At 74.1% G+C, this 23,723-nt stretch carries 22 protein-coding genes; 12 read left to right on the top strand and 10 right to left on the bottom strand.

All coding sequences use genetic code 11. From position 1 onward, the window contains the following. Window positions 1-34: 34 nt before the first annotated feature. From folK to IG64_RS00240, 5 genes are all read right to left on the bottom strand, one after another. Complete coding sequence (folK, locus tag IG64_RS00260) at window positions 35-646, bottom strand: 2-amino-4-hydroxy-6-hydroxymethyldihydropteridine diphosphokinase (protein ID WP_037850493.1); 612 nt, start codon at window positions 644-646, stop codon at window positions 35-37. After that, a complete protein-coding gene (folB, locus tag IG64_RS00255) occupies window positions 643-1,002 on the bottom strand; it encodes a dihydroneopterin aldolase (protein ID WP_037850491.1) in 360 nt (119 codons plus the stop codon). The genes folK and folB overlap by 4 nt, the downstream gene beginning before the upstream one ends. Window positions 1,003-1,250: 248 nt before the next feature. Continuing rightward, on the bottom strand, window positions 1,251-1,754 hold the full coding sequence (locus IG64_RS00250; protein WP_037850489.1) for a nuclear transport factor 2 family protein: 504 nt from the start codon (window positions 1,752-1,754) through the stop codon (window positions 1,251-1,253). Next, the gene (folP, locus tag IG64_RS00245) at window positions 1,751-2,662 is read right to left on the bottom strand and encodes a dihydropteroate synthase (protein ID WP_078883680.1); all 912 of its coding nucleotides are present in this window, start codon (window positions 2,660-2,662) and stop codon (window positions 1,751-1,753) included. The genes IG64_RS00250 and folP overlap by 4 nt, the downstream gene beginning before the upstream one ends. Before the next feature lie 246 nt (window positions 2,663-2,908). After that, window positions 2,909-4,747 carry a phosphatidylglycerol lysyltransferase domain-containing protein gene (locus tag IG64_RS00240; RefSeq protein ID WP_078883679.1) on the bottom strand — a complete coding sequence of 613 codons (1,839 nt, stop codon included), beginning with the start codon at window positions 4,745-4,747 and terminating at the stop codon, window positions 2,909-2,911. A gap of 203 nt (window positions 4,748-4,950) precedes the next feature. Here IG64_RS00240 and IG64_RS00235 point away from each other — a divergent pair, with 203 nt between their 5' ends. Continuing rightward, window positions 4,951-6,075, top strand: coding sequence for an alpha/beta hydrolase (locus IG64_RS00235; RefSeq protein WP_037850482.1), 1,125 nt, complete (start codon window positions 4,951-4,953; stop codon window positions 6,073-6,075). 224 nt (window positions 6,076-6,299) lie between these two features. Then, entirely contained in the window at window positions 6,300-7,553 is a 1,254-nt protein-coding gene (locus tag IG64_RS00230; protein WP_051812183.1) for a coiled-coil domain-containing protein, read from the top strand. A gap of 103 nt (window positions 7,554-7,656) precedes the next feature. Here the strand turns inward: IG64_RS00230 and IG64_RS00225 are convergent, their stop codons facing one another. Beyond that, window positions 7,657-9,264: a PH domain-containing protein gene (locus IG64_RS00225; RefSeq protein ID WP_234438331.1), complete on the bottom strand. Its 1,608-nt coding sequence runs from the start codon at window positions 9,262-9,264 to the stop codon at window positions 7,657-7,659. Beyond that, complete coding sequence (locus IG64_RS00220; protein WP_037850479.1) at window positions 9,261-9,764, bottom strand: PH domain-containing protein; 504 nt, start codon at window positions 9,762-9,764, stop codon at window positions 9,261-9,263. Before IG64_RS00220 ends, IG64_RS00225 begins: the two co-directional genes overlap by 4 nt. A gap of 31 nt (window positions 9,765-9,795) precedes the next feature. Between IG64_RS00220 and IG64_RS00215 the strand changes: the two genes are divergently transcribed. Then, a complete protein-coding gene (locus IG64_RS00215) occupies window positions 9,796-10,947 on the top strand; it encodes an NADH-quinone oxidoreductase subunit D (protein ID WP_037850475.1) in 1,152 nt (383 codons plus the stop codon). Here IG64_RS00215 and IG64_RS00210 read toward each other — a convergent pair. After that, window positions 10,912-11,997 (bottom strand): SAM-dependent methyltransferase, encoded by a 1,086-nt coding sequence (locus tag IG64_RS00210; RefSeq protein WP_037850472.1) that lies wholly within the window; start codon window positions 11,995-11,997, stop codon window positions 10,912-10,914. The genes IG64_RS00215 and IG64_RS00210 overlap by 36 nt on opposite strands. A 118-nt stretch (window positions 11,998-12,115) precedes the next feature. Between IG64_RS00210 and IG64_RS00205 the strand changes: the two genes are divergently transcribed. The 3 genes from IG64_RS00205 (at window position 12,116) to IG64_RS00195 (ending at window position 14,795) form a co-directional block, all read left to right on the top strand. Further along, window positions 12,116-13,321, top strand: a complete 1,206-nt coding sequence (locus IG64_RS00205; protein ID WP_037850470.1) for a sensor histidine kinase — start codon at window positions 12,116-12,118, stop codon at window positions 13,319-13,321. 138 nt (window positions 13,322-13,459) lie between these two features. Further along, the gene (locus tag IG64_RS00200) at window positions 13,460-14,131 is read left to right on the top strand and encodes a response regulator (RefSeq protein WP_037850468.1); all 672 of its coding nucleotides are present in this window, start codon (window positions 13,460-13,462) and stop codon (window positions 14,129-14,131) included. Window positions 14,132-14,162: 31 nt separating this feature from the next. Beyond that, a complete protein-coding gene (locus IG64_RS00195) occupies window positions 14,163-14,795 on the top strand; it encodes an AAA family ATPase (protein ID WP_037850466.1) in 633 nt (210 codons plus the stop codon). A 130-nt stretch (window positions 14,796-14,925) separates the two neighbouring features. Here IG64_RS00195 and IG64_RS00190 read toward each other — a convergent pair whose 3' ends face one another. Continuing rightward, window positions 14,926-16,032, bottom strand: a complete 1,107-nt coding sequence (locus IG64_RS00190; protein WP_037850464.1) for a DUF5937 family protein — start codon at window positions 16,030-16,032, stop codon at window positions 14,926-14,928. Window positions 16,033-16,213: 181 nt separating this feature from the next. On the opposite strand from IG64_RS00190, the gene IG64_RS00185 reads away from it, so the two are divergent. Further along, complete coding sequence (locus tag IG64_RS00185) at window positions 16,214-16,477, top strand: hypothetical protein (protein WP_051812180.1); 264 nt, start codon at window positions 16,214-16,216, stop codon at window positions 16,475-16,477. Window positions 16,478-16,514: 37 nt separating this feature from the next. Here the strand turns inward: IG64_RS00185 and IG64_RS00180 are convergent, their stop codons facing one another. Beyond that, a complete protein-coding gene (locus IG64_RS00180; RefSeq protein WP_420709860.1) occupies window positions 16,515-17,834 on the bottom strand; it encodes a threonine aldolase family protein in 1,320 nt (439 codons plus the stop codon). 160 nt (window positions 17,835-17,994) lie between these two features. Here IG64_RS00180 and IG64_RS00175 point away from each other — a divergent pair, with 160 nt between their 5' ends. The 5 genes from IG64_RS00175 (at window position 17,995) to IG64_RS00155 (ending at window position 23,653) form a co-directional block, all read left to right on the top strand. Beyond that, window positions 17,995-18,948: a Rossmann-like and DUF2520 domain-containing protein gene (locus tag IG64_RS00175; RefSeq protein ID WP_037850461.1), complete on the top strand. Its 954-nt coding sequence runs from the start codon at window positions 17,995-17,997 to the stop codon at window positions 18,946-18,948. A 157-nt stretch (window positions 18,949-19,105) separates the two neighbouring features. Beyond that, window positions 19,106-20,134, top strand: coding sequence for a pantoate--beta-alanine ligase (gene panC, locus IG64_RS00170; RefSeq protein ID WP_037850906.1), 1,029 nt, complete (start codon window positions 19,106-19,108; stop codon window positions 20,132-20,134). Then, complete coding sequence (locus IG64_RS00165; RefSeq protein WP_037850458.1) at window positions 20,131-21,864, top strand: L-aspartate oxidase; 1,734 nt, start codon at window positions 20,131-20,133, stop codon at window positions 21,862-21,864. Before panC ends, IG64_RS00165 begins: the two co-directional genes overlap by 4 nt. Window positions 21,865-21,869: 5 nt before the next feature. Next, entirely contained in the window at window positions 21,870-22,847 is a 978-nt protein-coding gene (nadC, locus tag IG64_RS00160) for a carboxylating nicotinate-nucleotide diphosphorylase (RefSeq protein ID WP_037850454.1), read from the top strand. A gap of 8 nt (window positions 22,848-22,855) precedes the next feature. Further along, on the top strand, window positions 22,856-23,653 hold the full coding sequence (locus IG64_RS00155; protein WP_037850451.1) for a type III pantothenate kinase: 798 nt from the start codon (window positions 22,856-22,858) through the stop codon (window positions 23,651-23,653). Window positions 23,654-23,723 lie beyond the last annotated feature (70 nt).

Raw genomic sequence — 23,723 nt, 5'->3', positions numbered from 1 at the left:
GACCGGGCGTCTGGATCTTCCTCGACCTTAACGACTACTCGGGCAGCCGGAGTTCCAGGTCCGCGCGCGGTGCCACGCCCGTGCGCGTCACCGCCGCCAGCAGGCCCGCCACCGCGCCCCGGCCCGGGAGCAGGGCCTCGGGGTCCACGTCGTGCCACGGCGCGAGGACGAAGGCGCGTTCGTGCGCGCGGGGGTGGGGCAGGGTGAGGACCGGGTCGTCGGAGACCACGTCCGCGTAGGAGACGATGTCGACGTCGATGGTGCGCGGGCCCCAGCGCTCGTCGCGGACCCGGTGGAAGGCCTCCTCGATGGCGTGCGCCCGCTCCAGCAGGGAGGACGGGGGCAGCGTCGTCTTGAGGACCACCACCGCGTTGAAGTACGACGGCTGGGTGCCGGGCTCCACGCCCCACGGCTCCGTCTCGTAGACCGGGGAGACGGCCTTGATGCGGACGCCCGGGGTGTCCTCCAGGGCGTCGACGGCCCCCTGGAGGGTCTCCAGGCGGTTGCCCAGGTTGGAGCCGAGGGAGAGCACGGCCCGTTTGGGGTTGCTGAGCGTGGTGTCGGCGGCGTCGACCTGCTCGACGACGGAGGCGGGCACCGGCTGGACGGTCGGGTCGCTGTGACCCTGGAGGAAAGGTCGGGTCATACTCGGCTCCGGGTGATGGTGACGGTCACGTCGTCGAAGGGGACGGTGATCGGGGCGTCCGGCTTGTGCACGCAGACCTCGACCTCCTGGACCCCTTCGTGCTTCAGACAGGTCTGGGCGATGCGCTCGGCGAGCGTCTCGATGAGGTTCACCGGCTCGCCCTCGACCACGGCCACGACCTCCTCGGCCACGATGCCGTAGTGCACCGTCTTCGCCAGGTCGTCGTCGGCCGCGGCCTGCCGGGTGTCCACGCCCAGGACGAGGTCGACGAGGAAGGTCTGGCCGTCCTCGCGCTCCTTGGGGAACACACCGTGGTGCCCGCGGGCCTTCAGGCCGCGCAGCGCGACACGATCCACGCGAATCACTCCTGCAGTCGTCGGTGCGGCCGGTCCGTACCGCGTGCGGGCGGTACACCGGCCTTTCGACGAATCTACCTGCGGGCACCGACATCGCCGGGACACGGGGGCGCCGGGGCGAGCCGGGCCGGGCAGGTGCCGCCCCGGGTTTTCCCTGGAGAACCGGGCCGCTCACGGGCCGGTGCCCGCCTGCGACCCCTGGCCCGTGATTCCGGACACTTCCGGGTCCGTGCCCGTCACCTACCCGTTCAGGACGGTGACCCGTCCTCCTCGTCACCGTCGTTTTCGGCCAGAACGGGGGAGGCGTGGTGGGACCAGAGCTTCCAGCCGAGAGGGGTGCGCCGGAACACGTTCGTGGCGACCACGAGCTGTCCCACCAGCGGGCCCAGCTCGTCGCCGTCGTCGGGCGCGGGACCGCCGCTGAGGATGTTCTCGGTGCACGTCACCAGGGCGGTGTCACCGGTGACCGAGACGTGCACGTCGGTCAGGAAGAACTGGATGTAGTCCGTGTTCGCCATGATCAGCGCGTAACTGCGCAGCACCTCGCCGCGTCCGGTGAGGACCGGCCAGCCGGGATGCACGCAGGAGATCACGCCGGTGTCGGCGGGGTCGTGGTACTCCTCGTCGACGCCCAGGTCGGAGGGGGTGAGCCAGAGGGAGGTCAGCTCCTCGAAGTCGCCCTGCTCCAGTGCCTCGTAGAAGGCGGTGTTGGCCGCCTCGACCTGTTCGACATCGGTGTGGGGGGCGCTCACCGGGCTCCTTCTGGGGAGCGGGCCGGGTCCGCGGTGCGGGCTTGCGAGGTGCGCGCCTCTTCCACGGCGCGCGCCACCCGTACCGCGTCCGCCGTGGCGCGCACCTCGTGCACGCGCACCGCCCACGCGCCGGCGTGCGCCGCGAGCGCGGAGACGGCGGCCGTCGCGGCGTCGCGCTCCCGGGCGGGCGGCGGCGCGCCCTGCGGGCCGGCCAGCACCCTGCCGAGGAACCGCTTGCGGGAGGCGGCGACCAGCACGGGGTGGCCCAGGCCGCGCAGGCGGTCGAGGTGGGCCAGGAGCGTCAGGTCGTGCCCGGCGTCCTTGGAGAAGCCGAGGCCGGGGTCGACGACGACGCGGTCGGGGGCGATCCCGCCCTCCAGAACGGCCTCCACGCGCGCGTGCAGCTCGTCGACGACCTCGGTGACCACGTCGGCGTAGACGCCCTGGACGGCGCCGCCTTGCAGGAAGCCGCGCCAGTGCATGACGACGAAGGGCGCCTGCGCGTCTGCGACCACGGGGACCATGGCGGGGTCGGCGAGGCCGCCGCTGACGTCGTTGACCAGGGCGGCGCCCGCCGCGAGCGCCTGCTCGGCGACCTTGGCGCGCATGGTGTCGACGGAGATCGTGACGCCCTCGGCGGCCAGACCGCGGACGACGGGTATGACGCGCCGCAGCTCCTCGTCCTCGTCGACGCGGGTGGCGCCGGGGCGGGTGGACTCGCCGCCGACGTCGACCAGGTCGGCGCCCTGGGCCACCAGGTCGAGGCCGTGCTTGGCGGCGATCGTCGTGTCGAACCAGCGGCCGCCGTCGGAGAAGGAGTCGGGGGTCACGTTCACGACCCCCATGACCGCGCAGCGGTCCCATGCCGGTAGGCCCGCCACTCGGCCGCGCCCGCTCTGGTTGCTCATACGTTCAGCGTAGGCCCCGCATCCGGCGGCGACCCCGCTGACCCGGGGCAGGCCGCGGCGGGGACGAGGCGGTCCGCGGGGCACGGACGCGGCCCGGGCGGCCGCCGCCTCGGGTCGGGGAGGCGGGCGGTCGCGCGGGCCGCGTCGGGGACGGGCCGTGCCGGGCGCGGCCCGCTCGGGGGACGGGCCGCGCCGGCGGCGGGCCGGATCGGTGTCAGGCCCCGCGGATGCCGGGCCGGGTGGACGTCAGGCCGCGCGGACGTCCCGTTCCGCCACCGCGTGCGCGCACGGGCGCTGGGCGGCGGAGCGGCGGCGGCGCAGGAAGCGCGGCATGGGCAGGGCCAGGGTGACGAAGCCCTCCGCCTGCATGGCGGCGAAGCCGATGCGGGCGAGGTCGGAGGAGGAGCGGTAGACGACGAACCGCGGCTCCCAGCGGGGCTGGAACTTGGCGTTGAACTTGTACAGCGACTCGATCTGGAACCACCGGGAGAGGAACACCAGCAGCCCGCGCCAGGCGCGCAGCACCGGGCCCGCCCCGATCTTCTCGCCGCGGGCCAGGGCCGAGCGGAACATCGCGAAGTTGAGCGAGACCCGGCTGATGCCGAACTTCGGGGCGGCCTGGAGGGCCGCCACGATCAAGAGTTCGTTCATGCCGGGGTCGGCGGAGCGGTCGCGCCGCATCAGGTCCAGGGAGACGCCGTCCTGGCCCCACGGCACGAAGTGCAGGATCGCCTTCAGGTCGCCGTACTCGCCGATCTCGTCGTCCTGCTTGTGCGCGGTGGCTATCAGGCAGTCGCCGTCGGCGGCGTCGCCGATGCGGCCGAGCGCCATGGAGAAGCCGCGTTCGGTGTCGGTGCCGCGCCAGTCCTCGGCGGCGTTGCGGATGCGCTCCAGCTCGGCGTCGCCGAGGTCACGGATGCGCCGCACCCGCGTTTCGTAGCCGGCCCGTTCGATGCGCTTGACCATCTGACGGACGTTGCGCATCGCGCGTCCGGCGAGGGAGAAATCCGCGACGTCGACCACCGCCTCGTCGCCCAGCTCCAGGGCGTCCAGGCCGGTCTCGCGGGTCCACACCTCGCCGCCGGTCTCGGAGCAGCCCATGACGGCGGGCGTCCAGGAGTGGGCCTTGGCCTCGTCCATGAAGCGCTCGATGGCGCCCGGCCAGGCCTCGACGTCACCGATCGGGTCGCCGCTGGCGAGCATCACACCGGAGACGACGCGGTAGGTCACCGCGGCCTTGCCGCTGGGGGAGAACACGACCGCCTTGTCGCGGCGCAGCGCGAAGTGGCCGAGCGAGTCGCGGCGGCCGTGCTTGGCCAGCAGGGCGCGCAGCTGGACCTCGTCCTCCTCGGTCAGGCGGGCGGCCGGGTGCTCGGGGCGGAAGGCCAGGTAGATGGTGGTGACCGCGGTGATCCAGCCCAGGGCGCCCAGGGAGAAGGCGACCGTCCAGGAGGTGTTGCCCTGGTAGTCGATCGGGCCCTCGAAGCCGAAGAGGCCGTACACGACGTGGGTGAGCCGGTCCGCGACGCTCGGGTCGCCGACCATGCGGTGCGCGTGGACGCTGACGATGAGCATGCCCAGCGCCAGCGAACCGGCGCTCATCAGCACGAAGTTGGTCAGCGCACGCCACCTGCTGCGCGGGTCCGGCAGGGCCGAGAACTCCTTGCGGTGCATCAGCAGCGGGCTCAGCAGCGCCAGGGCGATGACGACGCCGACCACGGAGTGCCGGTAGACGAACTCGGCGGCCGCGCCGGCCGGCAGCAGCACCACGGCGGCGCGCCAGGCACGGCGCTTGCGCCGGCGCAGGCCGTGCGCGAGGAGCAGCAGGAGTACGCCCGCGCTGAGGGAGAGGGCCGCGGCGAACGGGCCGAAGGAGCCCGGCAGTACCTCGGCCCAGGCGTGCATCCGGCTGTGCCGGAAGCGCGGGAAGACACCTGCCGCGATGTCCAGGAGGCCCACGACCGCGCAGGCCCGGCCGATCAGCGTGGGGACGGCCTCGGCGCGCGGACCGCGCAGTATGCGCTGTACCCGGCTCGATCGGCTCGGAACCCCGCCCGGCTTTTCCCCATCTATCCTGACAGACATCGCATCCCATAGTTCTGCGAGAGACCTTGAATCCGGTGCCGATCCGGGCATCCGGCGACATTGCGCCCTCTAGGACGGTGTCTGGGGGAGGAAGGTTCACTCCCCACCCGGAATCCGGGTCAAAGGCCAGGGAAAGCCCGGGGCAAGCTCGCGCCAAGGAGGTGCCGGCGGGCCGGGCATCGAGTGCAGGCAGGAAAGAGCTCATGGGTCTCACGAGCAAGAAGGTGCTGGTACTGGCGGTGCTGTTCGCCGTACTGCTGTTCGTCGCCACGGTGTGGCTGTGGCCACGTCTGGCGCGGCGCAGCTGGCCGTCGGTCAGCGGGCGGGTCGGCATCCTGCTGGTCACACAGGCGGCGATCTTCGCCTGCGTCGGCCTGGCCGCCAACCAGGCCTTCGGCTTCTACGCGAGCTGGGCCGACCTGTTCGGCCAGGAGACCGACCAGGGTGTCGTCGTCGACCACGCGGCGAGCGGCTCGACCGGCCCGCTGCGGGTGGTGGGCACCCAGCAGGTGCAGCTGGCCGGCGGATCCCGGCCGCAGCTGACCGGGCAGATACAGAAGGTCGACGTCGTGGGGCGTACGTCCCACATCGCCTCGCCCGCCTTCATCTACCTGCCGCCGGAGTACTTCCAGCCGCAGTACCGCACGCGCACGTTCCCCGCGGCCGTCGTCCTCACCGGCTACCCGGGCACCGCCCAGGCGCTCATCAGCAAGCTGAACTACCCGCGCACGGCGCAGCAGCTGGCCAAGGAGGGCCGGATGCAGCCGATGATCCTGGTGATGCTGCGGCCGACGGTGGCGCCGCCGCGCGACACCGAGTGCGTGGACATCCCGGGCGGCCCGCAGACCGAGAAGTTCTTCGGCCGTGATCTCCCGGACGCGGTGGGCGCCCACTACCGGGTGGACAGGAAGCCGGGCGGCTGGGGTGTCATCGGTGATTCCACGGGCGGTTACTGCGCGCTGAAAATCGCCATGCACTATCCCGCGGTGTACGGCGCGGGGGTGGGTCTGTCGCCTTACTACAAGGCGCCGATCGACCCCACGACGGGTGATCTCTTCCAGGGCGACAAGAATCTGAAGAATCGTGCCGACCTCGGCTGGAGCATCAAGCATCTGCCGGCTCCGGACACTTCCCTGCTCGTCACCAGCAGCCGGCAGGGCGAGTCCAACTACAAGTCCACGCTGAAGTTCATAGACGCGGTCAAGGCGACGAACAAGACCCGTATCTCGTCGATCATCCTGGGCAGCGGCGGTCACAACTTCAACACCTGGAAGCGGGAGATCCCGGCGAGCCTGCAGTGGATCAGCGCGCGGCTGGCCGAGCGCTGAGACCGGGCGGGAGCGATCTTCGCGAGGGAGTGGAGGATGCCGGAAATGATCTTGAAAAGGATCCGGAGTTCGGCCGGACTCCGCGTTGTGCCGGGGCGGAACTCGGTTGTGCGCGGGCACGGATGCGGAAGGGGAACTCCTGATGCCCTGTGAAGGTTTCGGTACGGCCGCCTTTTTGCGGGGCGGCCCACCACGATTCGCCTACGCGCGGTAAGTTTCTGGCCATGCCACGTGGACGTCACCGCCATTCCCCTCCCCTGCACAGGCTGTTGCCTCCCTCGGCGATCGCCGGCGTCTCCCTCGTCTGCGCCGTGGGCCCCTGGATGTTCACGGCACCGGTGGTCCTGCGCTCCCTCGCGGCGGCCGCCGCGGTGACGGCGGTCGCCGGTGCGGTCGTCCTGCGCCGCTGGGACACCCAGGCGGGCCGCAAGGTGGCCGACCTCACGCGCGCGCGGGCGAGCGACGAGTGGCGCTTCGAGGAACGCGTCGCCGAACTCGAGTCGGACCTCGAGGAGTCGCGCGAACTGCGGGCGCGCCTGGACCAGAAGCTGCGGGCCAAGCGGTCGGAACTGGCGCGGCTGCGCAACGAGCACGCGGCGCTGCTGCGGCGGTACGCCACGGCCGAGACCGAGCGTGCGAGCGCGCTGGAGGGCCGCCGCCTGCTGGAGCTGGAGGCCGGGGCCGACCTGCCCGCGCTGCCGGCGGCCCCGAGCCGGGCCGCGTCCGCGCAGGGCGGGTCCGCGGAGGCGGGCTCCGCCGGGACCGGGTCCGCGCAGGGCGGGTCCGCGGACGCCGGTCCGGTGGGGGCCGGTCCGGTGCGGGACGGGTCCGCCGAGGCCGGTTCCGCGGAGGAGGTGCCGGCGGCCGTGGCTCCCGCCGTGTTCTCCCCCGAGGGCTCGGAGCTGTTCGCGCGGGCCGTGGCCGCGCTGGCGCGGTTCGGCGCGGAAGGCGGCCGCACGGAACACGCGGCCGCGAAGACGGAGGCAGCCGCCGGGGCCGCCCGCACGACGGCGTCCGCCGAGGCCGCCGGCCATGAAGCAGCTCCCGCGCGGGAGGACGATCCGCAGGGGAAGTCCGAGGCGGGCGGTTCGGCGGGGGCCGTGCCGGGCGGTCCGGTCCGGCAGCCCGCCGGCCACTACGCCGTGCCGACCGCCGTGGCCGTCGTGCCCCCCGCGCCCGCCCGGCGTCCGGTGACCGAGGGCGGGTTCGACTTCTTCGGCGCCAAGAAGGGTGCGCCGCCCGCCGCCCTGGAAGCCGTCCAGAACGAGGACCTCGCCGACGTCGTCGGCCCGGAAGCCCTCGCGCTGCACAAGGCCGAAGCAGAGGCCGGGGCAGGAGCCGAGGCCGGGGCGGAGACCGCGGACAAGCCGGCCGGCGAGGACACCGAGGCCCCTGCCGCCGGGCAGGTCATCGACCTGACCGCCCACGACGAGACGGAACAGATCGACCTCCAGGGCCTGCGCACCGCGGTGTCCTGAGAGGACGCGGACGGCGCGGACAGCGAGGAAGCCGCACGGCCGCAGGGAGCGGGAGCGAGCAGGAGAGAAACGGTAAGGGGCGTGGCACAAGGGGCCACGCCCCTTACCGCTGCCCGGTGTCGGTCCCGGTCTGGGTCCCGGTCCCGGTCTGGATCCCGGTCCCGGTCCCGGCCCCGGCCTCTGTCCTTGCCGTGTTCCGGGCCATCCACCGGTCCGGCCGGGCGCCGCGGCGTCCCGTCCGTGACCGTTCGGCCTGCGCCCGCAGCAGCCCCGCCGCCTCCTCCGCGTCCCGCAGCCGTGCCGTCACGGTCTTGTTCGCGCCCGTGTCCACGTGCACGTCGGCGACCTTCCACAGCCGCTTCCAGGGCCCCTGGGTGAGCCGTACGCTCTGCACCTTGGCGTGCGGGACCAGCGCGAGCCGGCGCCGCAGCAGTCCGTGCCGGGCCGCGAACACCGCGTCGGTGGCGGCGACTCCGTACCCCCTCCACCGCACCGGCGCGCACCAGCGGGCGCTTTGGCGCGGCCGGGCCAGCGAGCCGGTCTCCGGCACCGTCACGCCCGGCAGCACCCGCGCGATCACCGACTCGGCGATCTCCCGCGGCGCCACCGGCAGCAGCACGGAGTTCGACGATCCGGCCACGTCCAGTTCCACCCGGACCCAGCCGCGCCCGCGCCCCGTGCCGTCCGGCGCGGGCGACCTCCAGCACCGCCACAGCAGCGGCTCCACGATCCGTACGGTCTGCACCCGTCCCGGCGGCACCGTCTCGTGGGTGCGGTCCAGCAGGCCCCGGTCGATGCGCAGCCCGTCGGGCGACTCGCTCACCGTCCAGTCGTAGGCGGCCACGAAGCGTCCCACGCTGCTCGTCACGGCCCCGCCGAGCAGGGGCAGGGCGGTGGCCAGCACCGTCCACAGGCTGTGGGTGGCCAGCCACAGCAGGGACGGCACGACGAGGGCGGCGACCAGGGATCCCCAGGTCGCGCCGATCAGCAGCAGCGAGACCGCTATCACGCGCGCGGGGACACGGACGAGCTCCCGCGCGGGCGCCTCGCCGACCTCCCGCGCGGCCTCGGGGGTGAAGCCGGCAGCCCGGGCGAGGAGTTCGGCGCGCAGGGCGCGGGCGTCCTCCTCGCCGAGGAAGGCGAGTTCGTCCTTCTTGTCGGTTCCGACGACGTCGAGTTTCAGCTTGGCCACGCCCGCGACCCGAGCGAGCAGCGGCCGGGTGACGTCGACGGCCTGGATGCGCTCCAGCCGGATGTGCGCGGTGCGGCGGAACAACAGCCCGGTGCGTATGCGCAGTTCGGTGTCGGTCACCGCGAAGTGCGTGAACCACCAGGACAGGAACCCGTAGAGGGCGGCGGCCCCGACGAGCGCCGCGAGCCCGGTCAGCAGCCAGGCGGTCGTGAGCCGGGTCAGCTGCTGGTGCGCCTGTCCGGGGTCGTGCACGGCCCAGCCGGCGAGCACGGCGACCGGTGCCCACGCCCGGCGCAGCGGTGTCACGGGGTGCAGCCGCCGCTCACCGGCGGACGGCCCCCCGGCCGGGCCGCCGCCGGATCCGCCGACCGGTTTTCCGGACTTCGTGCCGCCCGGGCCGCCGACGGACTCCGCGGCGGGTGCGGCCGTGGAGGCGGCCGGACCGGCGGCCGCGGGCTCGTCGGCCGGTGCGTCCGCCCGGTCCCCGCTGCCGGGCTCCCCGCCCCCCGCCGCCGTCACAGTCCCGCCGATCGGGCCTCGCCCAGCTCGGTGAGCCGGTCGCGCAGCCGCTCCGCCTCGGCCGGGTCGAGGCCGGGGATGGTCGCGTCGGTGGCGGCGGCGGCCGTGTGCAGTTGCACGGTGGCCAGGCGGAAGTGCCGTTCGACTGGCCCGGAGGTGACCTCGACCAGCTGCATCCGCCCGTACGGCACGACCGTCTCCTCACGCCACAGCACGCCCCGGCTGATCAGCAGGTCGTCGGCGCGCTCGGCGTACCGCCAGGAGCGCCAGTTGCGCCCCAGCAGCACCCAGCCCCAGGCCAGCAGGGCGAGGGGCAGCACCGCGAACGCCGACCACACCGGACCGGCCAGGGCGCCGGGCACCGTCGCGGCGGCCACGGCGGCCGTGCCCAGCCACACCACCAGCAGCATCCGGCGCATCCGCAGCAGGCCGGGCGGCAGCGCGTTCCACACCGTCTCGTCCCCCGCCGTCCGGTCGTTGTCCGGGCTCCCCGTTTCCATGGGGCAAGCGTACGTAGGGGAGACTGGGGCCATGACTCCCACGACGGAGACCATGGTCGGGATCGGCGGTGCCGCGGAGAGCACCGACATGGTGCTCAACATCGGGCCCCAGCACCCGTCCACGCACGGTGTGCTGCGGCTGAAGCTGGTGCTGGACGGCGAGCGCATCATGCGCGCGGAGCCCGTGATCGGTTACATGCACCGCGGTGCGGAGAAGCTGTTCGAGGCGCGGGACTACCGGCAGATCATCATGCTCGCCAACCGCCACGACTGGCTGTCGGCGTTCTCCAACGAGCTGGGCGTGGTCCTCGCCGTGGAGCGGATGCTCGGCATGGAGGTGCCTCCCCGCGCGGTGTGGACGCGCACGCTGCTCGCGGAGCTGAACCGGGTGCTGAACCACCTGATGTTCCTCGGCTCCTACCCGCTGGAGCTGGGCGGCATCACGCCGGTCTTCTACGCGTTCCGGGAGCGCGAGGTCCTGCAGAACGTCATGGAGGAGGTCTCCGGTGGCCGGATGCACTACATGTTCAACCGGGTGGGGGGCCTGAAGGAGGACCTGCCGGCCGGGTGGTCCACGCGCGCGCGTGCCGCCGTGGCCGCCGTGCGCTCGCGCATGGACGTCTTCGACGACCTGGTGCTCGGCAACGAGATCTTCCGGGGGCGCACGCGGGGCGTGGGCGCGCTGACGCCGCAGGCCGTGCACGCCTACGGAGTGAGCGGGCCGATCGCGCGCGCCTCGGGGGTCGACCTCGACCTGCGCCGCGACGAGCCGTACCTGGCGTACGGGGAGCTGACGGACGTCCTGAAGGTGGTCACCCGGCAGGAGGGCGACTGCCTGGCCCGTTTCGAGTGCCTGCTGGAGCAGACCCACAACGCCCTCGACCTCGCCGACGCCTGCCTGGACCGGCTGGCCGCCCTGGAGCCGGGGCCGGTCAACCAGCGGCTCCCCAAGGTCCTCAAGGCGCCCGAGGGGCACACCTACGCCTGGACCGAGAACCCGCTCGGCATCAACGGCTACTACCTGGTCAGCAAGGGTGAGAAGACGCCGTACCGGCTGAAGCTGCGCTCGGCGTCGTACAACAACATCCAGGCCCTCACCGAGCTGCTGCCGGGCACGCTGGTGGCGGACATGGTGGCGATCCTGGGGTCAATGTTCTTCGTCGTCGGGGACATCGACAAGTAGGGCCGCCGCGTCCGCCTCCGGGAGGCCCACCGGCTGCAGCAGCCAGCCGAAGTCGCCGAGACCGCCCGCCGCGGTGAGTTCCGCGGCCTCCCCGGCGCTCGCCAGGGCGCGCACGTACTCCGCGGGGCGCGTGGAGGCGAGGGTGAGCGGGGGGCGTGCGCCGGTGATACCGAGGGCGCGCAGTGCAGCGCGCTGCGTGAGCAGGCGCGCGGGCGGGAGCGACCGTGCGCGGTCGGACGCGCCCGGCGCGTCCGGCTCCGGGGGCGTGTGCGCGGCGCACGCGTCCAGGGCGACGTGCGCCGTGATGTCGCAGGAACCGTCCGGCACGGGCCCGGTCTCCCGTCCCTCGCGGAACCCCGTGAGGGTGCCGAACGGCGGCCGGGCGCCCGCCACGTGCGCGTAGTCCACGGCGACCGCCAGGCCCCGCTCCACGCACGAGACGGCCCCGGCCCAGGCGTCGTCCCGGGGCAGGCCGATCTCCGCCCGCCATCCCTGCTCGCAGGGCAGCGGCCACCACCGGGCCAGCCACCGGGCGTCCGCGCCCGTCACCGGCTCCCCGAGCCGCTGCGCCCCGTCCCGGCGTACGAGCACGCGCCGGGGCACGCCCGCGGAGTCCACTTCCGCCACCTCCACGGGCACGTTGTCCAGCCACTCGTTGGCGAACAGCAGACCGGTGACCCGCCGGGGCGGTTCGCTCAGCCACTCGATCCGGTGATCGAGCCCGTCCGGCCGTGCGGCGATCTCGACGGCGTGCACGCGCGCGCGGGAGGCCACCCGCGCGGGCAGCGCCGCCAGCACCCCGGCGGCCAGTTCCCCGCGCCCCGCCGCCATGTCCACGAACCCGAGCACCGCCGGGTGCCCGAGCACCTCGTCGACCCGGCACAGCAGTCGCGCCACGGCCGTCGCGAACAGCGGCGAGGCGTGCACCGACGTACGGAAGTGCCCGGCCGGCCCCTCGGGCCGCCGGTAGAAGCCGCCCGGCCCGTACAGGGCGTCCTGGGCCGCCGCGCGCCAGCCGCGCCATTCGTCCGCCCTCGTGTCGTCCGCCACCCCGCCAGACTAGGCGTACAGGTGATCACGGCCTCCACCTTGCGGAGTACGCCGAGGGAGCGCGGATCGGCCCTCCGGTTGACCCATGCACCTATCACACTTCCCTACTCTGGGTTACGTGCAGCGTCTCTATGACTTTCTCCGCAGGCACCCGGCATGGGTCGACGGCTTCTGGGCCCTCGTCCTGCTCGGGTTCTCCGGCCTGGGCGCGGTGAGTGTCGACGGGACGCCGGGCCACCACGGATCGGTCCCCGCGGCGCTGGCGGTCTCCGCCGTGCTGAGCGTGGTGGTCGCGCTGCGCCGCCGCATGCCGGAGAAGATGGTGCTGCTGGCGGCGGCGACCGGCGCGGCGCAGCTCGTGCTGGACATCGAGACGACGGTCGGCGACTTCGCCATGCTGGTGATCATCTACACGGTCGCCGCGATCGGTGCCCGCTGGGCCTCCCGGTTCGCCCTGGCCGGCGGGATGAGCGCGGCGACGCTCGCGCAGATCCGCTGGCCCGAGCAGCACTCCAGCGCCGCGGGCAATGTCGCGATAGCGATCTTCACCACCGTGCCGTTCGTCCTGGCCTGGGTGCTCGGCGACTCCATGCGCACCCGCCGCGCCTACTTCGCGCAACTGGAGGAGCGGGCCGCCCGCCTGGAGAAGGAGCGCGAGGCGCAGGCCAAGGTAGCGGTCGCCGCCGAGCGCGCCCGTATCGCGCGCGAGCTGCACGACGTGGTCGCCCACAACGTGTCGGTGATGGTGGTGCAGGCCGACGGCGCCGCCTACGTCATGGACGCCGCGCCCGACCAGGCCAGGAAGGCCCTGGAGACCATCTCCTCCACCGGCCGCCAGGCCCTCGCCGAGATGCGCCGACTGCTGGGCGTGCTGCGCACCGGCGAGCACCAGGAGGGCGGCGAGTACGTCCCGCAGCCCAACGCCGAGCAGATCGAGGACCTGGTCGAGCAGTGCCGGGGCTCCGGCCTGCCGGTCGACTTCCGGGTCGAGGGGACGCCGCGTCCGCTGCCCAGCGGCGTCGAGCTGACCGCGTACCGCATCGTGCAGGAGGCGCTCACCAACACCCGCAAGCACGGCGGCCCGAACGCGGGTGCGAGCGTGCGCCTGGTGTACTTCGACGACGGCCTCGGGCTGCTCGTCGAGGACGACGGCAAGGGCGCCCCGCACGAGCTGTACGAGGAGGGCGGCGCCGACGGACAGGGGCACGGCCTGATCGGGATGCGAGAGCGCGTGGGTATGGTCGGCGGCACGCTGGACGCGGGGCCGCGCCCCGGTGGAGGCTTCCGTATCAGTGCGCTGTTGCCGCTCAAGCCGGCGCACTGACGGCGCACCGACGCCGACGCGCGCCCCGGCCGGCACGCCTCACACCCGCTCCGACCAGCCGCCCCGCCCACCGCCACCGCCACCGCCCCCGGCCCTGCGCCGCCCGCCCGCTGCCCCACTTGACGGAAGAGGACCCCCATGACGATCCGCGTGATGCTCGTCGACGACCAGGTGCTGCTGCGCACCGGATTCCGGATGGTGCTCGCCGCCCAGCCGGACATGGAGGTCGTCGCCGAGGCGGGTGACGGCGTGGAGGCCCTCCAGGTGCTGCGGGCCACCGCGGTCGACGTGGTGCTGATGGACGTGCGCATGCCGAAGCTGGACGGAGTGGAGACCACCCGCCGCATCTGCTCGGAGCCGAATCCGCCCAAGGTGCTGATCCTGACCACCTTCGACCTCGACGAGTACGCCTTCTCCGGGCTGAAGGCGGGCGCCTCCGGGTTCATGCTCAAGGACGTGCCGCCCGGTGACCTGCTCGCCGCGATCCGCGCCGTGCACAGCGGTGACGCCGTGGTGGCGCCCTCCACCACGCGCCGCCTGCTCGACCGGTTCGCCCCGATGCTGCCCGCGGGCGGTCAGGAGCCCCGGCACAAGGAGCTGCAGCGGCTCACCGAGCGCGAGCGCGAGGTGATGATCCTGGTCGCGCAGGGCCTGTCCAACGGGGAGATCGCCGCCCGGCTGGTGCTGTCCGAGGCCACGGTGAAGACCCATGTGGGCCGCATCCTCACCAAACTGGGCCTGCGCGACCGCGTACAGGTGGTGGTCCTCGCCTACGAGACGGGTCTGGTCCGGGCCGGCGGCCACGGCTGAGGACCGGCCCGGGCGCCGGTAGGGTCTGCGCATGCTCCTGTGGATCAACGGCCCCTTCGGGGGCGGCAAGACACAGACCGCACATGAGATCCACCGCCGCCTGGCGGGCAGCGTCATCTGCGATCCCGAGCACCTGGGCTTCGGCCTGCACCGCATGCTGCCGCCCGCGCAGCGGGGGGACTTCCAGGACCTGGTGTCCTGGCGGCAGGGCGTGGTCGAGGTGCTCGACCTGGCCCTGACCGGGCACGACGGGGTGGTGATCGCCCCCATGACCGTCACGGACCCGGGCCACTTCGCCGAGACCGTCGGACGGCTGCGCGAACTCGGTCACGACGTACGGCACTTCACCCTGCTCGCGGAGCGCGGGACGGTCCTGAAGCGGCTGCGCGAGCGCCGCCTCGGCCACCTGCTCCCGAACGCCGCCGGGAAGAACGCGGGCCCGCGCGGGGAGAGCTGGGCCGTCCAGCGGCTCGACCACTGCCTCGAGCGGCTGCGGGAGCCGGAGTTCGCCGAGCACCTGTGGACCGACCGCACCAGTGTGCCGAAGACCGCGGACCGCATCGCCGTCCTGGCGGGCCTGACCCTGCGGCCCCACACCGGCGGCCCGCTGCGCACCCGGCTGCGGCAGGCGGGGGTCGGCATGCGGCACATCCGGTTCGACTGACCGGGGGCAGGCAGGCCGGCCGCTGCGGTGCCGGCCGCCCGGAGGACCGGTCCGGTGCCGGCCGGGCCGACCAGGGCTGTTCCTGCCGGTCCGCAGGGTCCGGCACCGGCCGGTCCGGCACCCCTCACGGCTAGCGGAGTATCCCTTCCAGGAAGTCGCTGCCCAGCCGGGCCACCATCGCCACGTCGAGCTGGTGGTAGACGTACCGTCCGCGCCGCCGGGTGGTGACCAGGCCCGCCTTCTTGAGCACGCTCAGGTGCCGGGATATCTCCGGCGCGGTCATGCCGTGCACCTGTGTCAGCTCGCTGGTGGTGAACGCGCTGCGGGCCAGGCTGCGGCACAGCCTCATCCGCACCGGGTGGGACAGCGCGGACATCCGCAGGGTCAGCTGCTCCACCGAGGGCGGGGCGGACAGCTCGGGAGAGGCGGCCGGGTAGTGCAGCACCGGCTGCCAGCCGTGGCGGTGCAGGACCATCAGGTGCGGCCAGCCCAGGCTCGTCGGTATCAGCAGCAGGCCGCCGTCCGCCGTGGCCGTACGGCCGTCACCGAGTTTGTCGACGGTGATCCGGCCGGCCGCCTCGTCCAGCTCGACCGCCGGGGACACCGCGGCCAGCGCCTCGGCCAGTCCCCGGCGGCGCAGCAGCTCCGTCTTGTGCCGGGCGTCCGCCGCGAGCTGGTGGCCCAGCCGGGACCAGGTCTCCGCGAAGAACGCCTCGTCGCAGTCCTGGAGGAACTGCCGCAGCCACGCCCGGATGAGCGGCGGGTCGGCCAGCAGGCGCTCGCTGAAGCGCACCTGCTGCGGCCCGCGCGCCGCGGCCAGCTCCAGGGCCCGCCGGCGCAGCCCCGCGTCGGTGAGCGGGCCGGCGCCCGGTTCGCCGTAGGGCAGGGCGCAGGTGAACTCCAGGGCGGCGTCCACGAACTGCTCGTCGGACAGCTTGTCGAGCAGGTCCAGCTCCTCGGCGAGGGACTGGCCCGGCAGCGCCGTCCGGCCCGGCAGGCCCGCGCAGGGCAGGAACAGGTCGGAGAACGTCGTCCGCCACAGGAAGTCCGCCTCGCACATGCGGTCGGCGAGATGCGAGTCGAGCCGGGCGGTCACGCCCGTGGCCCAGCCCTGGAGGCCCGGGTGGTGCCCCGGCTCGGACAGCGCGTGCAGCGCCATGCCCAGCTCGGCCAGGGGCGAGGGCACGGCCGCGGCCCTCTCCGGCCGCAGCCCCGTGATGTCGATGCGCACGCTCATGTCCTCATGGTGCACGCCGCCACCGACAACGCCGTCCCCGATTGACGGCCGCCGTCAATCGGCGGGACTTCGCGCGGGCACCGGCGCAACCTGGAGCGGACCGGGCGGCCGCGGAGCCCGTCGCCGGCCGTTCCCCGCCGTTCCCGTTCCTCCCTCTCGCGTCCCCAGAAGGCGATACGCCATGAGCATCACCGAGCAGTACCTCCTCGACGTCCACCGCGCCCGGCAGCACGGCGAGCCGGAGCCCCCCGCGCCGGGCCTGAACGACCGGGAGGCGCTACGCGGACTGCGCGAGGAACGGCGCTTCCGCGCGGTGCTCGCCGGGCGCCCGGCCCGCGGACGGCTGCGCCTCGCGCTGAGCCGGCTGCTGCGTCCGGCCCGCCGCCCACGGCCGGCCCTGCTCCGTGGCCGGCCACTGCACCGGTCTCGCCCTGGCGGTTGCTGACCTTGCGCGTCCGCCGTGCCTCCCGCACGCCAGGCACCTACTGCCCCTTCTGCTCCTCTTGCTCCTCCCGCAGCCGTGCGACGAAGCCGGCGACGGCCGCCCTCACGTCGTCGGCAGCCCACTCCAGGCCGGCGGCCCGCACGGTCACCTCGGTGAAGGTGAGCCCGGGGCCGCCCCGGTCCCAGGGGCGGGCGAACAACAGGGTTCCCGTCGCCTCGGCCTGCCGCACCGCAGCCTCGGCGAGCACGTCCGCGTCGTACGGCAGCCAGACCTGGAACTCGTGCGTGTGCGGCACCTCGGGATGCACGCGGAACCAGGGCACCCCGGCCGCGGTGAAGCCCTCGCGCAGCGCGGCGGCCACCACGCGCGCGTGCCGCACGTACGAGGGCAGCCGGGGCAGCTCCCGGTCGAGCCCGGCCAGCGCCGACAGGGCGGTCGGGAACTGCTGGAAGACCGTGCCGCCGTACCGGTGCCGCCAGGCCTTCGCTTCCTCGATCAGTTCCCCGGGCCCGGCGAGCACGGCGCCGCCGAGACCCTCCAGGGACTTGTAGAGCGACACGTACACGCTGTCGGCCAGGTCCGCGATCTTTGCCAGTGACCGCCCGAGATGCTCGGTGGACTCCCACAGGCGCGCCCCGTCGAAGTGCACCACCGCCTCCCGCTCGCGCGCCGCCGCGACGACCTCGGTCAGCTCCTGCCAGGAGGGCAGCACGAAACCGGCGTCTCTCAGGGGCAGCTCCAGCATCAGCGTCCCGAAGGACTCGTCCAGGCCGCGCACCTCGTCGGCGGTCGGCTGCCGCGGCTCGTTCGTCACCCGCACCGGGCGCAGCCCGGAGACCTGGCTGAAGGCCTGGCGTTCGTGCACCTCGGGGTGGGAGAGGGCGTGCAGGGCCACGGCCGGGTTCCCGGTACGCGCCGCCCAGCAGCGCAGGGCGACCTGCTGCGCCATCGTGCCGGTCGGGAAGAAGGCGGCGGCGTCCTTGCCGAGCAGCGCGGCGACCCGGCCCTCCAGGGCCTCGACGACGCCGCTGCCGTAGAAGTCCGCCAGCTCGTCGAGGTCGTAGACCTCCCGCGCCCGGTCCAGGTCCGCGAGCCGCTCCCGGAGCGTGCCCAGGTACCCGGAGCGCGAGAGCACGCGCTCGGCGCCCCGGCTCACGGCTATGCGCCGTTCCCGCAACCGCTTGCGCCGCTCCTCGTCCGACACCGGCTCCTCCGGGCGCACGCCCCGCTCGGTGCGCTCCTGCCCTGCGCGCTCCCGCCCCGCCTCGCCGCGCCCTGCTGGGGCATGCCCCACCGGGCCCTGGGCCGCCGGATCCTGTCCTGCCTGTTCCGTGCTGTCGCTCATGCCGTGGATCATCCCGCGCGCCGGGCGTGGCGGGTACCCGGTTTCCGTCCCCGGGCCGCCGTGGCGAAACCCACAGCCTGTGGACAACCGGACGCCCGCCGCACCGATAGCGTTAACATGACGAGAAATCGTCCGGTACCCGGAGCGGACTGGAACGGAAGGCCACTGCCGCGTGAGTACAAGCCAACAGCCAGTCCCCAGGGACCGCCCCGCGCGGCTCACCGTCGGCGTCGTCGGCGCCGGCCGGGTGGGCCCCGCGCTCGCCGCCTCCCTCCAGCTCGCGGGCCACCGGCCGGTGGCGGCCTCGGGCGTCTCCGCCGCCTCCAGGCGCCGGGCCGACCTGATGCTCCCCGGTGTCCCCCTGGTGGCGCCCGCCGAGGTGCTCCGGCGCGCCGACCTGGTGCTGCTGACCGTCCCCGACGACACCCTGCCCGCTCTCGTCGCGGGCCTGGCCGAGACCGGCGCCGTCCGGCCGGGCCAGCTGCTCGTGCACACCTCCGGCCGGTACGGCGCGAAGGTGCTGGACCCGGCCCTGCGCGCGGGCGCGCTGCCGCTCGCCCTGCACCCGGCGATGACCTTCACCGGCACCGCCGTGGACGTGCAGCGGCTGGCCGGGTGCTCCTTCGGCGTCACCGCCCCCGAGGAGCTGCGGCTGGCCGCGGAGGCCCTGGTCATCGAGATGGGCGGCGAGCCCGAGTGGATCGCCGAGGACATGCGGCCGCTCTACCACGCGGCGCTCGCCCTGGGCGCCAACCACCTGGTGACGCTGGTGGCGCAGTCCATGGAGCTGCTGCGTGACGCCGGTGTCGGGGCCCCCGACCGGATGCTCGGCCCGCTGCTCGGCGCCGCCCTGGACAACGCCCTGCGCTCCGGTGACGCCGCGCTCACCGGCCCCGTCGCGCGCGGCGACGCGGGCACGGTCGCGGCGCACGTCGCCGAGCTGCGCCGGCACGCCCCGCAGACCGTCTCCGGCTACCTGGCGATGGCGCGCGCCACCGCCGACCGCGCCCTCGCCCACGGCCTGCTGAAGCCGGAACTGGCCGAGGACCTGCTGGACGTCCTGGCCGGAGGAACCGACGCGACCGGCGGCCCCGGCCGGACCGGCGGCGAAGGGGATGCCCGATGACCCGCGCGGGGCACTCGGCGAACCGGACGGCACCGCGGCCCACGGCCGCGCGGACCGGCCGAGCGGCACCGCGGGCCACGGCACCGCGGACAACAGCACCGGAGTACGCACAGGAAGGCCGCCCGGTGACCCCGGCGCCCGAGAACGGAGACGCCCGATGACCACCACCCTGCTGCGCACCTCCGACGAGCTGCACGCGCGCGGGCGCACCGGCCGCCGTGCCGTCGTGATGACCATGGGCGCCCTGCACGAGGGCCACGCCACCCTGATCCGCGCCGCGCGCGCCCTCGCCGGCGGCGACGGCGAGGTCGTCGTCACCGTCTTCGTCAACCCGCTCCAGTTCGGCGCGGGCGAGGACCTCGACCGCTACCCGCGCACCCTGGACGCCGACCTCAAGATCGCCGAGCAGGCGGGCGCCGACGTGGTGTTCGCGCCCTCCGTCGACGAGGTCTACCCCGGCGGCGAGCCGCAGGTCCGGGTCACCGCCGGACCCATGGGCGAGCGGCTGGAGGGCGCCTCGCGCCCCGGTCACTTCGACGGCATGCTCACCGTCGTCGCCAAGCTGCTGCACCTGACCCGCCCCGACGCCGCCCTGTACGGCCAGAAGGACGCCCAGCAGCTCGCCCTGATCCGCCGCATGGTGCGCGACCTGAACTTCGGCGTGGAGATCGTCGCCGTCCCCACCGTCCGCGAGGACGACGGACTGGCCCTGTCCAGCCGCAACCGCTACCTCTCCCCGCGGGAACGGCAGACCGCTCTCGCCCTCTCCCAGGCACTCTTCGCCGGCCGCGACCGGCACGCCGCCCAGGAGGCCCTGCGCGCCCGGGCCCGTGAAGTGCCCTCCACGCGCGCGCGTGCCGAGGCGCTGAGCGCGCTGGGGGAGTCCCGCGCGGCAGCCGACGCGGCCGCGGTCGCCAAGGCGTCACCCGGCGCGGCGGACGCCGTCCGCGCGGCGGCCCGGCTGGTCCTCGACGAGGCCGCCCGCCTGGACCCGCCGCTCGAACTCGACTACCTGGCCCTCGTCGACCCGTCCGACTTCACCGAGATCGGGGACGACTTCACCGGCGAGGCCGTGCTAGCCGTCGCCGCCCGGGTCGGGGCGACCCGCCTGATCGACAACCTGCCCCTCATCTTCCAGCACCCCGGGACCCCAGGGCCCCGGGAACCCCTTGGAGCCGCCTCGTGACCAGCACAGGCATACGACTGCACGCGCCCGCGCCCGGGTGGTCCATCGCCGCGGACGTCGTGGTCGTCGGCTCCGGTGTCGCCGGCCTGACCGCCGCCCTGCGCTGCGAGGCCGCGGGCCTGACCACCGTCGTCGTCACCAAGGCCCGCCTCGACGACGGCTCCACCCGCTGGGCGCAGGGCGGCATCGCCGCGGCCCTCGGCGAGGGCGACACCCCCGGACAGCACCTGGACGACACCCTGGTGGCCGGCGCCGGCCTGTGCGACCAGGAGGCGGTGCGGATCCTCGTCACCGACGGTCCCGACGCCGTACGGCGCCTGATCTCCACCGGTGCGCGGTTCGACACGGACGACGAGGGCGGCATCCAGCTCACCCGCGAGGGCGGCCACCACCGCCGCCGCATCGCGCACGCGGGCGGTGACGCGACCGGCGCCGAGGTCTCCCGGGCGCTCGTCGACGCGGTCCGCGCGCGCGGGGTGCGCACCGTCGAGAACGCGCTCGTGCTGGACCTGCTGACCGACGCCGAGGGCCGCACCGCCGGCGTGACCCTGCACGTCATGGGCGAGGGCCAGCACGACGGCGTGGGCGCCGTGCACGCGCCCGCCGTGGTCCTCGCCACCGGCGGCATGGGCCAGGTCTTCTCCGCGACCACCAACCCGTCCGTGTCCACGGGCGACGGCGTGGCGCTCGCCCTGCGCGCGGGCGCGGAGGTCTCCGACCTGGAGTTCGTGCAGTTCCACCCCACCGTGCTCTTCCTGGGCGCGGACGCCGAGGGGCAGCAGCCGCTCGTCTCCGAGGCGGTGCGCGGCGAGGGTGCCCACCTGGTCGACGCCGACGGCGTGCGGTTCATGGTGGGGCAGCACGAACTGGCCGAGCTGGCGCCCCGGGACATCGTCGCCAAGGGCATCACGCGCCGCATGCAGGAGCAGGGCGCCGCGCACATGTTCCTCGACGCCCGGCACTTCGGGGCCGCGATGTGGGAGCACCGCTTCCCGACGATCCTGGCCGCCTGCCGCGCCCACGGCATCGACCCGGTCACCGAGCCGATCCCGGTCGCCCCGGCCGCCCACTACGCCTCCGGGGGCGTGCGCACCGACTCCTGCGGCAGGACCACCGTGCCCGGTCTGTACGCGTGCGGTGAGGTCGCCTGCACCGGCGTCCACGGCGCCAACCGGCTCGCCTCCAACTCCCTGCTCGAGGGGCTGGTCTACGCCGAGCGGATCGCCGCCGACATCGCGCGGGAGCGGTCCGAGAACGGCCTGCACGCGCGCGTGCCGCAGCCCGTCCCGCCCGCCGGGCAGCCCGCGCACCCCCTGCTGGCCCCCGAGACCCGGTTCGCGATCCAGCGCGTCATGACCGAGGGCGCGGGCGTGCTGCGCTCCGCCGCGTCCCTGGCCACGGCCGCCGACCGGCTCGAACAACTGCACGCCGAGGCCCGTGGCGCGCTGGAGGAGAACGGCAAGACCGCCGAGCCCGGCGTCGACACCTGGGAGGCCACCAACCTCCTGTGCGTGGCCCGGGTCCTGGTCGCCGCAGCCCGGCTGCGGGAGGAGACCCGCGGCTGCCACTGGCGCGAGGACCACGCCGACCGCGACGACGCCCGCTGGCGCCGCCACATCGTCGTACGGCTGGACTCCGCGCGTACGCCCCTCGTGCACACCACGGACACCGCAGACTTCCCCCCGACCCGTCCCGAGGCCACCGCGCCCCGCCGTCCCCAGGAGCAGTGACACAAGTGAGCACCGAAGACCTTCCCCTCGCCTCGAACGGAGGCTGCGGCGACGGCTGTGCCTGCGGCGCGGACGCCGACGAGGAGTACCTGGAGTGCGGGCTGGACCCCGCGCTCGCCGAGCTGCTGGCCGCTGCCGGACTCGACCCCGTGGAGGTCGAGGACATCGCCAACGTGGCCATCCAGGAGGACCTGGCCCACGGCGTGGACGTGACGACGGTCGCGACCATCCCCGAGGAGGCCGTGGCCACCGGCGACTTCACCGCGCGTGAGGCCGGCGTGGTGGCGGGCCTGCGCGTCGCCGAGGCGGTGCTCTCGGTGGTGTGCACGGACGAGTTCGAGGTGGAGCGGCACGTCGAGGACGGCGACCGCGTCGAGGCCGGGCAGAAGCTGCTGTCGGTCACCACGCGCACGCGCGACCTGCTGACCGCCGAGCGCAGCGCCCTCAACCTGCTGTGCCGCCTGTCGGGCATCGCCAGCGCCACGCGCGCGTGGGCGGACGCCCTGGACGGCACCGGGGCCAAGGTGCGCGACACCCGCAAGACGACGCCGGGCCTGCGGTCCCTGGAGAAGTTCGCCGTCCGGGCCGGCGGGGGCGTCAACCACCGCATGTCCCTCTCGGACGCCGCCCTGGTCAAGGACAACCACGTGGTGGCCGCCGGCGGCGTCGGGCAGGCCTTCAAGGCCGTACGGGAGGCCTTCCCGGACGTGCCGATCGAGGTCGAGGTCGACACCCTGCACCAGTTGCGCGAGGTCGTGGACGCGGGCGCCGACCTGATCCTGCTGGACAACTTCACGCCCGGCGAGTGCGAGGAGGCCGTGGCGATCGTCGACGGCCGCGCGCTCCTGGAGGCCTCGGGCCGGCTCACCCTGGGCAACGCCCGCGCCTACGCGGAGACCGGCGTCGACTTCCTCGCCGTCGGGGCCCTCACCCACTCCTCGCCGATCCTGGACATCGGCCTGGACCTGCGCGAGGCGGAGTAGGACCGGCCATGCTCCTGACCATCGACGTGGGCAACACGCACACCGTCCTCGGCCTGTTCGACGGGGAGGACATCGTCGAGCACTGGCGCATCTCCACGGACGCCCGGCGCACGGCCGACGAGCTGGCCGTGCTGCTGCAGGGCCTGATGGGCATGCACCCCCTGCTCGGCGACGAGCTGGGCGACGGCATCGACGGCATCGCGATCTGCGCGACCGTGCCGTCGGTGCTCCACGAGCTGCGCGAGGTGACCCGGCGCTACTACGGCGACGTGCCGGCCGTGCTCGTCGAGCCGGGCGTCAAGACCGGGGTGCCGATCCTGACCGACAACCCCAAGGAGGTCGGCGCGGACCGCATCATCAACGCGGTCGCGGCCGTCGAGCTGTACGGGGGCCCGGCCATCGTCGTGGACTTCGGTACGGCGACGACGTTCGACGCGGTCTCCGCGCGCGGGGAGTACATCGGCGGCGTCATCGCCCCCGGTATCGAGATCTCCGTGGACGCCCTCGGAGTCAAGGGCGCCCAGCTGCGCAAGATCGAGGTGGCCCGGCCGCGCAGCGTGATCGGCAAGAACACGGTCGAGGCCATGCAGGCGGGCATCGTCTACGGGTTCGCAGGACAGGTCGACGGCGTCGTGGGCCGCATGGCCCGCGAACTGTCCGACGACCCGGACGAGGTCACCGTGATCGCGACCGGCGGGCTCGCCCCGATGGTGCTCGGCGAGTCCTCCGTGATCGACGAGCACGAACCCTGGCTGACCCTGATCGGACTGCGGCTGGTCTACGAGCGCAACGTGTCCCGCATGTGACGCGGCCGCCCGCCCACGCGCGCGTGCTCGCGCCGCACCCGCACGGCACGCGCGCGTGGCAGCCCGCGCA

Origin of the sequence: Streptomyces sp. NRRL S-340 (assembly GCF_000720185.1) — a bacterium.
Lineage (GTDB): Bacteria > Actinomycetota > Actinomycetes > Streptomycetales > Streptomycetaceae > Streptomyces.
The sequence above is the reverse complement of the archived record's forward strand: the minus strand, read 5'-3'. Positions and strand labels throughout refer to the sequence as shown.